13 protein-coding genes are annotated in these 12,905 nt (G+C 65.0%); 5 read left to right on the forward strand and 8 right to left on the reverse strand.

Annotated elements, in window-relative coordinates:
- Positions 1-2: 2 nt before the first annotated feature.
- From VOM14_RS07570 to wrbA, 3 genes are all read right to left on the reverse strand, one after another.
- Positions 3-1,421, reverse strand: coding sequence for an FAD-binding oxidoreductase (locus VOM14_RS07570; RefSeq protein ID WP_327628088.1), 1,419 nt, complete (start codon positions 1,419-1,421; stop codon positions 3-5).
- Positions 1,422-1,465: 44 nt separating this feature from the next.
- Positions 1,466-1,855, reverse strand: coding sequence for a DUF2069 domain-containing protein (locus tag VOM14_RS07575; protein WP_327628089.1), 390 nt, complete (start codon positions 1,853-1,855; stop codon positions 1,466-1,468).
- 185 nt (positions 1,856-2,040) lie between these two features.
- Positions 2,041-2,643, reverse strand: coding sequence for an NAD(P)H:quinone oxidoreductase (gene wrbA / locus VOM14_RS07580; RefSeq protein WP_327628090.1), 603 nt, complete (start codon positions 2,641-2,643; stop codon positions 2,041-2,043).
- A 154-nt stretch (positions 2,644-2,797) separates the two neighbouring features.
- Here wrbA and VOM14_RS07585 point away from each other — a divergent pair, with 154 nt between their 5' ends.
- Complete coding sequence (locus VOM14_RS07585; RefSeq protein WP_327628091.1) at positions 2,798-4,111, forward strand: YihY family inner membrane protein; 1,314 nt, start codon at positions 2,798-2,800, stop codon at positions 4,109-4,111.
- A gap of 31 nt (positions 4,112-4,142) precedes the next feature.
- Here the strand turns inward: VOM14_RS07585 and VOM14_RS07590 are convergent, their stop codons facing one another.
- The 3 genes from VOM14_RS07590 to VOM14_RS07600 all read right to left on the reverse strand — a co-directional run bounded on the left by VOM14_RS07590 (position 4,143) and on the right by VOM14_RS07600 (position 6,859).
- A complete protein-coding gene (locus VOM14_RS07590) occupies positions 4,143-4,463 on the reverse strand; it encodes an Mpo1-like protein (protein WP_327628092.1) in 321 nt (106 codons plus the stop codon).
- Between the two features lie 210 nt (positions 4,464-4,673).
- The gene (locus tag VOM14_RS07595; protein ID WP_327628093.1) at positions 4,674-5,525 is read right to left on the reverse strand and encodes an alpha/beta fold hydrolase; all 852 of its coding nucleotides are present in this window, start codon (positions 5,523-5,525) and stop codon (positions 4,674-4,676) included.
- Positions 5,522-6,859: an O-acetylhomoserine aminocarboxypropyltransferase gene (locus VOM14_RS07600; protein ID WP_327628128.1), complete on the reverse strand. Its 1,338-nt coding sequence runs from the start codon at positions 6,857-6,859 to the stop codon at positions 5,522-5,524. The genes VOM14_RS07595 and VOM14_RS07600 overlap by 4 nt, the downstream gene beginning before the upstream one ends.
- Positions 6,860-7,099: 240 nt before the next feature.
- Between VOM14_RS07600 and VOM14_RS07605 the strand changes: the two genes are divergently transcribed.
- Positions 7,100-7,558 carry a CBS domain-containing protein gene (locus tag VOM14_RS07605; protein ID WP_327628094.1) on the forward strand — a complete coding sequence of 153 codons (459 nt, stop codon included), beginning with the start codon at positions 7,100-7,102 and terminating at the stop codon, positions 7,556-7,558.
- Positions 7,559-7,602: 44 nt separating this feature from the next.
- Here the strand turns inward: VOM14_RS07605 and VOM14_RS07610 are convergent, their stop codons facing one another.
- The gene (locus tag VOM14_RS07610) at positions 7,603-7,758 is read right to left on the reverse strand and encodes a hypothetical protein (RefSeq protein ID WP_327628095.1); all 156 of its coding nucleotides are present in this window, start codon (positions 7,756-7,758) and stop codon (positions 7,603-7,605) included.
- Between VOM14_RS07610 and VOM14_RS07615 the strand changes: the two genes are divergently transcribed.
- The 3 genes from VOM14_RS07615 to VOM14_RS07625 all read left to right on the forward strand — a co-directional run bounded on the left by VOM14_RS07615 (position 7,757) and on the right by VOM14_RS07625 (position 12,470).
- Entirely contained in the window at positions 7,757-9,721 is a 1,965-nt protein-coding gene (locus tag VOM14_RS07615) for an MFS transporter (RefSeq protein ID WP_327628096.1), read from the forward strand. The genes VOM14_RS07610 and VOM14_RS07615 overlap by 2 nt on opposite strands.
- A gap of 104 nt (positions 9,722-9,825) precedes the next feature.
- Positions 9,826-10,926 (forward strand): chorismate synthase, encoded by a 1,101-nt coding sequence (gene aroC / locus VOM14_RS07620; RefSeq protein WP_327628097.1) that lies wholly within the window; start codon positions 9,826-9,828, stop codon positions 10,924-10,926.
- 68 nt (positions 10,927-10,994) lie between these two features.
- Positions 10,995-12,470: a tetratricopeptide repeat protein gene (locus tag VOM14_RS07625; protein WP_327628098.1), complete on the forward strand. Its 1,476-nt coding sequence runs from the start codon at positions 10,995-10,997 to the stop codon at positions 12,468-12,470.
- Positions 12,471-12,554: 84 nt separating this feature from the next.
- Here the strand turns inward: VOM14_RS07625 and VOM14_RS07630 are convergent.
- Positions 12,555-12,905: 4Fe-4S dicluster domain-containing protein (locus VOM14_RS07630; RefSeq protein WP_327628099.1), on the reverse strand; the 351-nt coding region annotated here is incomplete at its 5' end.

Below are 12,905 nucleotides of genomic sequence, written 5' to 3' on the forward strand. Positions count from 1 at the left end.
TTTCAGCGTAGCACTTTGCCCGGATTCATCAGGTTCAGCGGATCGAGCGCACGTTTGACCGCGCGCATCATGTGCACCTCGACGTCCTGCTTGTAATGCATGGCCTCGTCGATTTTCAGCTGGCCAAGGCCGTGTTCCGCGCTGATGCTGCCGCGATGCCGATGCACGCTGTCGTACACGATCTGATTGATCGGATTCTGGTATTGCGCGAGAAACGCCTTGGCATCCACACCTTCGGGCGCCTGCACGTTGTAGTGCAGATTGCCGTCGCCGAGATGGCCGAACGTCACCATGCGCGCGCCCGGCGCCGCTTGCGCGACCGCCGCATCCGTTTCCTCGATGAAGTGGCCGATGCGCGAGATCGGCACCGCGATGTCGTGCTTGATGTTCAGACCTTCCTCCGCCTGCGCGAGCGGAATGTGTTCGCGCAGATTCCAGAACGCCCGCGACTGCGCGAGACTTTCCGCGACCACCGCGTCCTGCACCACGTCTTCTTCGAGCGCGGTTTCCATCAGACGCTCGAAAAGCGCGCGCGCGTGTTCCTCGCTTTCGCTGTCCGACAATTCGAGCAGCACGATTTGCGCATGCGGCTCGGCGAACGGATAGCGCATCTGCTCGAAGTGCTGGCCGACGAGCCGCAGGCAGAAATCCGACATTAATTCGAAGCCCGTGAGCAGCGGCCCCGCGACGCTTTGCGCGAGCGACAGGAAGTCGAGCGCGGCATGCGGCGAGGCGAGCGCCGCGAGCGCCGTGACGCGCGCGGCCGGCTGCGGATGCAGCTTCAGCACGGCGGCGGTGATGATGCCGAGCGTGCCTTCCGCGCCGATGAACAGATCGCGCAGATCGTAGCCGGTGTTGTCCTTGCGCAGCCCGCGCAGACCGTCCCACAGTTCGCCTTGCGGCGTCACCACTTCGAGACCGAGGCACAGTTCGCGCGTGTTGCCGTAGCGCAGGACGCCGGTGCCGCCCGCGTTCGTCGCGAGATTGCCGCCGATCGTGCAGCTGCCTTCGGCGGCGAGGCTCAGCGGGAAGAGGCGCCTCGCTTCTTCGGCGCGCTTTTGCACTTCAGCCAGAATGACGCCTGCTTCGACCGTGATCGTGTTGTTGTGCGGATCGATATCGCGCACGCGATTCAGACGCCGCAAGCTCACGACCGCCTGGGCGCCGCTCGCGTCCGGCGTGGCGCCGCCGGCGAGACCGGTGTTGCCGCCTTGCGGCACGAGAGCGATGCCGTGCTCGACGGCAAGCCTGACGAGCGCCGCCACTTCAGCGGGCGTGGCCGGGCAGAGCACCGCGCAGGCCGCGCCGGTGTAGCGGCGACGCCAGTCGGTGAGATAGGGCGCGGTGTCGTGCGCGTCGGTCAACACATGGGCGGAGCCGATGGCGTCGCCGCAGGCAGCGAGGAAAGCGGTTTGGGTCATGTCGATCGGTCAGCGGGTTGGCTACGAAAGTAGGACGCGTCAGTTCAGACGTCCGCGGTGCCAGGATGTTCGCGATGCAGGTTCGCCGCACGCCTGGCCGCACGCTTTGCCGCTCGTTTGAACGGCGCGACGTAGACCAGCGTGCAAACGAAAAAGAGCGCGGTGAGCGCAGCTTCGAGCCAGCCGAGCCGGGCGCTCAAACCGCGGTCGCTCCAGCCACGCACGACACCTTCGGCAAAGTACAGCAGGATCAGCATCGATGCCCATTGCAGCGTATAGAGGCGCTGCCGCCACACGCCGGGCAGCGCCAGCAGGAGCGGTACGGCCTTCAGCACGAGCGCCGAGCCGCCGGGGCGCAGCGGCGCGAGCCACCATTCCCATGCGATCGACAACGCGATTAACGCAACGAGAGCGGCTGTGGCGCCTGATGCCACGCCGTTTTTTTTCGATGCCGGGCATGGAGTGGAGCGCGCCTCAGACCGCGCCTCGGGCACAGCCGTTGCGCGCTTTGACTCGACTGCGTGAACGAGCGCTTCGGCGCTACGTTCAATGCGCGGTTCCGTGCGAGATTCGCTTGCGCCTGCGTCGCTTGCGGTCGAATGAATGTCCGGCTTCTTCGTCACGGCCGTTCGCTCATGGATGCCGCCGTGCGCGCGACGCGTGCGCCCAGCGCGACGGCGAGCGTTTTTTCTTCGGCGGAGATGCCGTGGCCGGCCGTGCCGGCGCGCGCGAAATGCGACGCGCCGTACGGCGTGCCGCCGGTTTGCGTGGTGCTCAACGCGCTCTCCGTGTACGGGATGCCGACGATCAGCATGCCGTGATGAAGCAGCGGCAGCATCATGGAAAGCAGCGTGGATTCCTGGCCGCCATGCAGACTGCCGGTGGAAGTGAACACACAGGCCGGCTTGCCCGCGAGCGCGCCGGAAAGCCACTGCGGCGTGCTGCCGTCGAGGAAATATTTGAGCGACGCGGCCATGTTGCCGAAGCGGGTTGGCGACCCGAGCGCGAGGCCGGCGCATTCTTCGAGATCGCGCAATTCGACGTAGGGCGGTCCTTCGGCGGGAATGTCCGGCTGGGTCGCTTCGCAGACGGTCGAAACCGCCGGCACGGTGCGCACGCGCGCCTGCACGCCGGGGACGCTGTCGACGCCGTGCGCGATCGCCAGCGCGAGTTCACGCGTGGCGCCGTGACGGCTGTAGTAGAGCACGAGAATGTCTTTCATAGGCCTCATCGGTGAACGGGTATTATAGGGCTTGGGTCCGCCGCACAGGCCGTTCGCGGCCATTCATAGCCATTCGGCCAGGCCTCGCATCAGGTACAACGACGGTTCTGCCATGCGGTCCTGAAACACGTTTGACGAAGCAAGGAGGCAGGTTTTGTTGTCCAGGGTGCGTTTCGATCTCGACACGCTCAAGCGGCTCGCGCAGTTCGCCGCGCAGCGCAGCAGCGAAGACCGTATTCCGCAGGTGGCCGGCAGCCTTACGTTCACCACCATGCTCGCGCTGGTGCCGCTCGCCACCGTCGCGTTTGCGCTGTTCACGGCGTTTCCGCTGTTCGCGTCGTTCCAGGAGTCGCTGCAGGCCTTTCTCGCCGACCACCTGATGCCCGCGCAGCTGAACGACCAGATCTTCAAGTATCTGAATCAGTTCGCGTCGAAGGCGAAGGGGCTGACCACCATCGGCATGGTGCTGCTGTTTCTCACGGCGGTGATGACCATGATGACCGTCGAGTCCGCCTTCAATGTGCTCTGGCGCGTGCGCAAGGCGCGGCCTATCGCGCAGCGCATCCTCGTGTACTGGGCGATCATCACGCTCGGGCCGATTCTGATTGGCGTGAGCCTGTCGATCTCGTCGTATCTGTTTACGCAGTCCATGACGTTCAGCGCTGCACAGCGCATGACGCCGGTCATCGAATGGGCGCTCGCGGGCACCGCGTTGCCGTTGACGGCGCTCGCCTTCACGATTCTCTACGTGTATCTGCCGAACTGCCGGGTGGAATGGCGCGACGCGGTGATAGGCGGCGTCACGGCGGCTATCGCATTCGAACTCGCCAAGCGCGGCTTCGGCTATTACGTGCGCCGCATTCCCACGTACACGGCGGTGTACGGCGCGTTCGCGGCGGTGCCGCTGTTCCTGCTGTGGATGTACCTGTGCTGGTTCATCACGCTGGCGGGCGCGATGATCGCCTCTGCGTTGCCGGCGATCCGGATCGGCCAGTTTCATCGCCCCACCTTCGAGGGCAGCAATCTGTTCGATTCGCTCGAATTGCTCGCACGGCTTTCCGAAGCGCGCGAGGCCGGCAAGCGCGGCTATACGGTTCCGGAGCTTTCGCGCATGCTTCGCCGCGATATGGACACCACGATCAACCTGCTGCAAAAGCTCGAACAGCTGGAGTGGATCGTGCAGCTGCAGGAAGACGGCTTGCGTCCGCATTATCTGCTGCTGGCGAATCCCGCACAGGTCACAGTGGAGCGTCTGTTCGATCTGTTCGTGATGGATCGCGCGGAACTCGAATATCAGTTGCAACTCGCGTCCACTCGCGTGGATGGCGGCACGCTGCTCGCGGCGCTCGACAACGACAAACTCAAGGTGACGCTCGCGGCGCTTCTCGCGGCCCGCGCCGCCGCACGCGCAGCCTACGCCGGGCAGAACGAGCGCGGCGCGTCTTCCATGCCGCACCAGGCGGCCTAGGCGCCGCGCAGGGCGGCGCTTCGGTGCGCCGCTACAAGGAGATCTTGCCGATGCAGATGTCCTTGAACATCATCCAGTCGCCCATCAGGCTGTAAAGCGGATGACGGAAGGTTGCCGGCCGGTTCTTCTCGAAAAAGAAATGTCCGACCCAGGCAAAGCCGTATCCGCAGATCGCGGCGGCCGGAAGCCATAGCCAGTCGCCGGTGGCGAGCGCCATGGCGAGACAGCCGATAACCCCCAGCGACCCCACGAAGTGCAGCCGCCGCGAGACCAGGTTGCGATGCTCGCTCAGATAGTACGGATAAAACTCCGCGAAATTCGCGAAGTGATCGGTGTGCGCGGTATGAGCCATAACGGCCTCCGGATTGCGACGCGTATCGATTTCGCGCCCGTCGCTGCGAACTGGTTTTTCGCGTCGCGCCTGCATGCCGGCGACGCTCGAAAAGGACAGGCTCGATTCATTGTCCGGCTATCGTGTGCCGTGCGCAACCTGGCCATTCGGACGATGGCGCGAAGGTTTCATTGCCTCTATCGTGGCGGCTCCAGTCTGCTTGAACCGGCTCTAAATAGCGGCCGCGCGGCTGGCGTTCTCGCGAGGCGGCCTGCATGCGAAGCTGAACAGCGCGTCGAGCGTGGCGTCGGGCTGCTCGGTCATCAGCGCGTGGCCGGCGTCCAGTGTGACAGTGTCGAGCGCCGCGCCCGCTTGCGTGAGCGCGTCGCCCAGCGCCTTCGCGGCGCGCGGCGGCGTCATCGCGTCGCGCCGGCCGACAATCAGGCGTGTCGCGCAGCGAATCTGCGCGGCCCGGGCGAGGCCGTCGGCGTACGTGTTGCACGCGGTGAAATCGGTGTGGAAAAGATGCGGTTCGCCGCGTGCCGACACGCGCTCCATGAGCCGCTGGTTCATGCCATGCAGCCAGAAGCCGGGACCGGGGCAGGAAGGCTTCGCGGCGAGCGTCGAGTGTGACCATTGGTTGACCATGCCGATCGCTTCGGGCTCGCGGTGCAGGGCGGCTTCCAGCAACGCGTCGGAGACGGTCATCGGCAAGGCGGTTGCAAGCAGCGCCAGATGCGTGGTTCGCTGCGGATAACGGCCGGCGAAGTCCAGCGCGACGAGCGAGCCCATGCTGTGACCGGCCACGAAGGCGCGCTCCACGCCCGCGGCATCGAGCACGGCGGCGAGCCAGTCCGCCATGGCCGGCACGCTCGTGAGCGCCGCGCCGGCGCTGCGGCAATGTCCGGGCAGATCCACGGCCAGCACGCCGAAGCCGTGATGCGCGAAGTAGCGCGTTTGCAGCGCCCACACGCTATGGTCGTGCTCCGCGCCGTGGACGAACACGGCGGTCGGCAGCGTGGCGTCGAATGGTTTGCCGCCGGTGTAGGCGTAGGCCGGTTTGCCTTGAACGGTCAGGATCATGCGGACTCCGGGCGAGGTTGGGGAGCGGCGGCGTTACCTGCTTGCTGCGCGGCTTTCTGCGCGGCCTTTAAGCCGCGCTTCAGGTCGTCGATCAGATCGTCGGGGTCTTCGAGACCGATCGACAGACGAATGGTGCCCTCGGCGATGCCCGCGGCGGCCAGCGCGGCGGCGTCCATGCGAAAGTGCGTCGTGGAAGCAGGATGGATCACCAGCGAGCGCGCGTCGCCGACGTTCGCGAGGTGCGAGAACAGCGACAACGCTTCGATGAAGGCGCGGCCGCCGGCCCGGTCGCCGCGCAGATTGAAGCTGAACACGGCGCCTGCGCCGCGCGGCAGCAGGCGCTTCGCGAGCGCGTGGTCCGGATGGCTCGGCAGTTCCGGATACGCGACGGCTTCGACAGCGGCATGACCGGCAAGGAACTCGACCACGCGGCGCGTGTTGGCCACATGCCGCTCCATCCGCAGAGGCAGGGTTTCGATGCCTTGCAGAAGCTGCCACGCGGCTTGTGGATGCAGGCACGCGCCGAAGTCGCGCAAGCCCTCGCGGCGCGCGCGCAGGAGGAACGGCGCGGCCGTGCTTTCCTCGCTGAAAACCATGCCGTGAAAACCGTCGTAAGGCTCGGTGAATTCGGGGAAGCGCCCGGAGGCGTCGAAGTCGAACGTGCCGCCGTCCACCAGCACGCCGCCGATCGTCGTGCCGTGTCCTCCCAGGAATTTGGTCGCGGAGTGATAGATGAGGTCTGCGCCGTGTTCGAACGGTTTCAGCAGATACGGCGTGGTAAAGGTCGAATCGACCAGAAGCGGCACGCGGTGCTCGTGGGCGATCTGCGCGACGGCGGCGATGTCGAGCACGTCGAGGCCCGGATTGCCGAGCGTTTCGCCGAACAGAAGGCGCGTGTTGGGGCGCAACGCCGCGCGCCATGCGTCGAGGTCGCCCGGTTTGACGAAGGTCGTCTCGATGCCGAAGCGCCGCAACGTGTAATGCAGCAGATTATGGGAGCCGCCGTAAAGCGCGCTGGATGCGATGATGTGCGAGCCCGCGCCCATCAGCGTGACGATCGCCAGATGCAATGCCGCCTGGCCACTCGCGGTGCCAATCGCGCCCGCGCCGTTTTCGAGCGCCGCGACGCGCTCCTCGAAGACCGCCACAGTCGGGTTCGAAATGCGCGAATACACATGGCCGGCGCGTTCCATATTGAAAAGCGCGGCGGCGTGGTCAGAGTCGCGAAACGAGAAGGAAGTGGTCTGGTAGATCGGCGTGGCCCGTGCGCCGGTGGCGGGGTCGGGCGCGGCGCCGGCGTGCAGCGCAAGCGTATCGAAACGGTTGGCGGACATGCGGGTGGCGAGGCCACGGACGGCCTCGCGAAAGATGAAAGTGGCGGCCATCCTATCACCGGCATGACGCGCTTCAAGCGCGGTTTTCCCGATGACCGTGCATCGCGCGCGGCGCGTTTCGCCCCGGCGCAAGCCCGCCGCGCCTTGATGGGCGGGCCGCTTTCCTTTTATGGGTCTTTCCGATAGGATCGAAAATCATTGGTGCATCACATGCCTAGCGGGTATTTCGGGAGACAGATCATGCGAGTCAGCGACATTCTTAAAGTCAAGGGCAACACCCTTTTCACGGTCACGCCGGATGCCACGCTGCACGACGCAGTCAACACCATGGCCGAGCACGACATCGGCTCGCTCGTCGTGATGGAATACGGCGATCTCGTCGGCATGCTGACATTTCGCGAGATCATTCTCACCCTCAAGACGAACGGCGGCAGCGTGGGTGCCTCCACCATCCGCAAGGTCATGGACGATCATCCGCTCACCTGTACGCCCGAAACGGACGTCAACGAAGTGCGCCGCATGATGCTCGAGCATCACGTGCGTTACTTGCCCGTGCTGGAAAGCCGCACGCTGATGGGCGTGATCTCCTTTTACGACGTCGCGAAGGCGGTGGTCGAAGAGCAAGGCTTTGAAAACCGCATGCTCAAGGCGTATATCCGCGACTGGCCGGAAGAGCAGGAACAGCAGCCGGCGCGTTGATGAGCGGCCGGGCCGCGGCGGCCCGCTCAGGTGGCGCTATGTGCTCACAGTTGGCCACATGAGTTCGCCGCGATGCCCGGCGGCCGGAAGCGAAACATCCAGTCAAGGCGTGCGCGAAAGCGCGCGCTTTTTTTGTGTCCACCGGTGCGGTGTTCCGGAGCGCTTCGCTCCTGATTTTCATCCTGTTTGCCGAACTTCATGAGTCATCGCCCGCTGCCTCCGACGCCTCCATCGTCTCCCTTGCCCGCCGCCGCTCGCGCCGCCCGCAAGCATGGCGCGCACGAATCGCAGTTCAAGCTGCTCGGCGAGCGCCGCTTCGCGCCGTTTTTCTGGACGCAGTTCCTCGGCGCGATGAACGACAACGTCTTCAAGATCGGCTTCACGTCGCTCGTCACCTATCAGGCGGCGCGCTTTTCGGGCGTCGATCCGAAAACCGCGGCATTCCTGATCTCCGCTGTGTTCATCCTGCCCTTCGTGCTGTTCTCGGCCACGTCCGGCCAGATTGCCGACAAATACGACAAGGCGATGCTCACGCGGCTCGTCAAAAGCTTCGAAATCGCCGTGATGCTGATCGGCGGCGGGGGATTCCTGCTACACAGCGCGCCGCTCCTGTATCTGTGCACGTTTCTGATGGGCGTTCATTCCACCGTGTTCGGGCCGGTCAAGTACTCGTATCTGCCGCAGCACCTGACGAATCAGGAACTCGTGGGCGGCAACGGCATGGTCGAGATGGGCACCTTCGTCGCGATCCTGATCGGCACGATCGTCGGCGGCGCGAGTGCGGGCTTCGTCGAACATGGCGCGTTGGTGCTGGCCTGCGCGTGCGTCGCGATCGCGCTCGCGGGGCGCGGCGTGTCGAGCTTCGTGCCCGTCACGCCGGCCGCGCAGCCGGATTTACGCATCAACTGGAATCCGGTCAGCGAAACGTGGCAAAACCTCAAGCTCGCGCGCGAAAATCGCACCGTGTTTCTGAGCCTTCTCGGCATTTCGTGGCTGTGGTTCGTGGGCGCGACGTTTCTGTCGTCGTTCTTCAGCTTCGCGAAAGACGTGCTGTCGGCGAATCCAGACGTCGTGACGGTTCTGCTCGGCACCTTCTCGGTCGGCATCGGCCTCGGTTCCCTGCTATGCGAGAAGCTATCGAAGCGGCGCATCGAAATCGGCCTCGTGCCGCTCGGCTCGATCGGCATGAGCGTGTTCGGCATCGACCTTTTTTTCGCGAGCCACGCGTTGCCGTCGGCGGGGCATTTGCTGAGCGTCGGCGAATTTCTCGCGCGCGCCGCGCATTGGCGCGTGCTGGCCGATCTGTTCCTGCTCGCCATGTTCGGCGGTTTCTACAGCGTGCCGCTCTATGCGCTGATTCAAAGCCGCAGTCAGCCGAGCCACCGCGCGCGCATCATCGCCGCGAACAATATTCTGAATTCGCTGTTCATGATCGTCTCGTCGCTGATGGCGGTCGGCCTGACCGCGGCGGGCTTCAGCATTCCGGCCATTTTTCTCGTGACGGCGCTGCTGAACATTCTGGTGGCGACCTACATCTATTCGCTGGTGCCCGAGTTCCTGCTGCGCTTCGTTGCGTGGGTGCTGGTGCACACGTTCTACCGGATTCGCCTCGTGCACGCGGAGCGGATTCCGGAAGAGGGCGCGGCCGTGCTCGTGTGCAATCACGTGAGCTTCGTGGATGCGGTCGTGATCATGGCCGAGAGCCCGCGGCCCATTCGTTTCGTGATGGATCACCAGATCTTCAGGATGCCGCTGGCCGGCTGGGTGTTCCGTCACGCGAAGGCGATACCGATCGCGCCGGCGCATCAGGACGCGCAGTTGCTCGCGCGCGCTTACGAGCGCTGCGCGCAGGCGCTGGCCGAGGGCGAGCTGGTGTGCATTTTTCCCGAGGGCAAGCTCACCCGGACCGGCGAGATGAATCCGTTTCGTCACGGCGTCGCGGAGATTGTCGGGCGCACGCCCGCGCCCGTCATTCCGATGGCGCTGCGCGGCTTGTGGGGCAGCGTGTTTTCGCGCGGCAACGACGCCCGCTGGCCACGGCCGGTGCAAAAGGGCGTGATGAGCCGGCTGACGCTCGCGGTAGGCGAGCCGATCGAGCCGGCGCTCGCCACGCCCGAGTTGCTTCAGCAGGCCGTCGCGGAGTTGCGCGGGGCGCGAAAGTAGCGCAAAGCCTTGTCCTGAAGTCATAGGGCTGCATCCGGCGCGGGCTCGGGCAGCGGCGGGGCTGGCATAATAGCGGCTTCCCCGCATTCCTTTGGACGACGCTCATGTCCGGCAACACGCTCGGTACGCTTTTCACTGTTACGACCTTCGGCGAATCGCATGGGCCGGCTATCGGCTGTGTGATCGACGGCTGCCCGCCGGGCATGGCGCTCAACGAGGCCGACATCCAGCTCGAACTCGACCGCCGCAAGCCCGGCACGTCGCGCCACGTCACACAGCGTCAGGAAGAGGACAAGGTCGAGATTCTGTCGGGCGTGTTCGAAGGGCACACCACCGGCGCGCCCATCGCGCTCCTGATCCGCAACACGGACCAGCGCAGCAAGGACTACGGCAACATCGCCGAGACCTTCCGTCCGGGCCACGCCGATTACACCTACTGGCACAAATACGGCATTCGCGACTATCGCGGCGGCGGCCGCTCGTCGGCGCGTTTGACGGCCCCCACGGTGGCGGCCGGCGCGGTGGCGAAGAAATGGCTGCGCGAGAAATTCGGCACCGAAATTCGCGGCTACATGGCCGCGCTCGGCGAGATCGACGTGCCGTTCGTCGACTGGGCGCATGTGCGCGAAAACCCGTTTTTCGTGCCGAACGCGGAGATCGTGCCCCAACTCGAAGCGTTCATGGACGGGCTGCGCAAAGACGGCGACTCGATCGGCGCGCGCATCAACGTCGTGGCTTCGGGCGTGCCGGTCGGCCTCGGCGAGCCGCTGTTCGACCGGCTCGACGCGGACATCGCGCACGCCATGATGGGCATCAACGCGGTGAAGGGCGTGGAGATCGGCGCAGGCTTCGCGAGCGTCGCGCAGCGCGGTTCCGTGCATGGCGACGAACTCACGCCTGAGGGTTTTGTCGGCAATCACGCGGGTGGTGTGCTCGGCGGCATTTCCACCGGTCAGGACATTACGGTGTCGATTGCCATCAAGCCGACTTCCAGCATTCGCACGCCGCGCCGCTCGATCGACAAAGCGGGGCAGCCTGCCGTCGTCGAAACGTTCGGGCGCCATGATCCGTGCGTGGGCATCCGCGCCACGCCGATCGCCGAATCCATGCTTGCGCTCGTGTTGATCGATCACGCGTTGCGACATCGCGGCCAATGCGGCGATGTCTCCGTGAGCACGCCGAAGATCGCGGCGAGCGCGCCTTAAGCTAAGCGCGCGTTTTTCGCACGTCTTTGACGCCGTACTCGCGAGGCGGTCCTTTCGTCATGAGTGTCATGAATGAGTTAAACGCTCAGCCCGTGGAAGGCGCGCTGCAGGTGTTGCGCGCACGCGCGGCGTCGCCGGTCGCCACCGCGCGCGACTGCTTCGCGTTCGGCCAAACGTTGCTGCAACAGGCCGGGCGCGACAAAGCGCTGTTGCGCGAAGCGCTCGCGGCGCTCGTGCGCGCTTATCAACTCGATTCGTCGTGCGCCCCGGCGTTGCTTCACACGATTGCGCAAACAGCGTTTGTCGTGCGTGACTGGCAACTCGTCGAATCCGCCACCGCGCTGCTCCTCTCCCACAGTTCCGCCGATGCCAACGCGCTCATCTGGCGCGCGGCAGCCGTGCAACATCGCAACGACTTCGCAACCGCCGAGCAGTTGCTGCGCGAAGCGGTGCGCGTCGTGCCGGGCAATCCCGTGGCGCTTCACAAGCTGGCGTTGTGCATCAAGGAGCAGGCGCGTTTTGGTGAAGCCGAGGCGTTGCTGCGTCAGGTGCTGGAGTTATCGCCGGATAACGCGCATGCGTTGTTCGATCTCTCCGAACTCGAAATTCGCAGCGCGCGTTTCGCGGAAGGCTGGGCGCATTACGAGTCGCGCATCGTGTTTGCCGGCAATCTGAATGACGCGCAACAGGCGCTCGCGGCGATCAGCGCGCCCTGGCAAGGCGAGTCGCTTGCAGGCAAGACGCTCGTTGTCTACGGCGAGCAGGGCAACGGCGATTGTCTGTGGGCGGTGCGCTTTCTGCCCATGCTTGCCGAGCGTGCGCGGCGCGAAGGCGGTCGGGTGATTTTCGGCCACGACGGGCCACTGCGGCATTTGTTCGAACGGACGCTGCCCGCGGATTTGCCGCTCGAAACCAGCCTCGACACGCGGCCGGATTTTCATTGCGGGCTGATGAGCTTGCCGCTGCGCCTCGGCATTGTCGATGCAACGGGGTGGGGCGCGCCTTATCTAGGCGCCGACTTGCAGCGTGTGCAAACCTGGCAAAGGCGCGTGCAGGATTATCTCGTGGAAAGGCCGGGTAATCGCAAGGTCGGGCTCGTGTGGAACGGCAACCCCGACCATATCCGCGACGCACGTCGTTCGGTGTCCGTCGAGCAGTTGGAGCCGTTATTGGCTGTGCCGGGCGTGACCTGTTTTGCGTTGTCGCCGGGGCGTGACGAGACCGTCGCGCGGTGGCGTGCGCAAGGGTTCGACGTGATCGATCCCACTCATCATTTCGAATCCGGATTCGACGACGTTGCCGCGTTGCTGGCGAATCTCGATCTGCTGGTTACGATCGACAGCGGCCCGGTCCATCTGGCCGGCGCGCTCGGCTTGCCGACGTGTCTGATGATCGATCACGTATCGGCATGGTTCTGGGGCGGCGAGTCGGCGGCAACGCCCTGGTACGATTCGATCGAATTGTTCCGGCAGCCCGCGGTGGGCGTCTGGGCGCCGGTCGTGGCGCACGTGCGGGCGCGCCTCGTGGAGTTGGCGCGCGGCTGAGTGGTGTCGACTCGTGGGGCGCTCCGCGGCCTTCACCGTGCAGGCATCATTCGAATGCACGGCGAAGGCCGGACACATACCGCGTCACATGTTCGGATAATTCGGGCCACCGCCGCCTTCCGGCGTCACCCACACGATGTTCTGCGTCGGGTCCTTGATGTCGCAGGTCTTGCAGTGCACGCAGTTCTGCGCGTTGATCACGAGCCGCTCGCCGCCGTCGTCGTTCTTCACGAATTCGTACACTGCGGCCGGGCAATAACGCGCTTCCGGACCGGCATACGTCTGCCAGTTCACTCTCACCGGAACCGTCGGATCTTTCAGCGTCAGATGCGCCGGCTGGTTCTCTTCGTGATTCGTGTTCGAGATGAACACTGACGAAAGCCGGTCGAACGTCAGCTTGCCGTCCGGCTTCGGATACACAATCTGCCTGCATTG

It is taken from the genome of Paraburkholderia sp. MPAMCS5 (assembly GCF_036016995.1).
Lineage (GTDB): Bacteria > Pseudomonadota > Gammaproteobacteria > Burkholderiales > Burkholderiaceae > Paraburkholderia.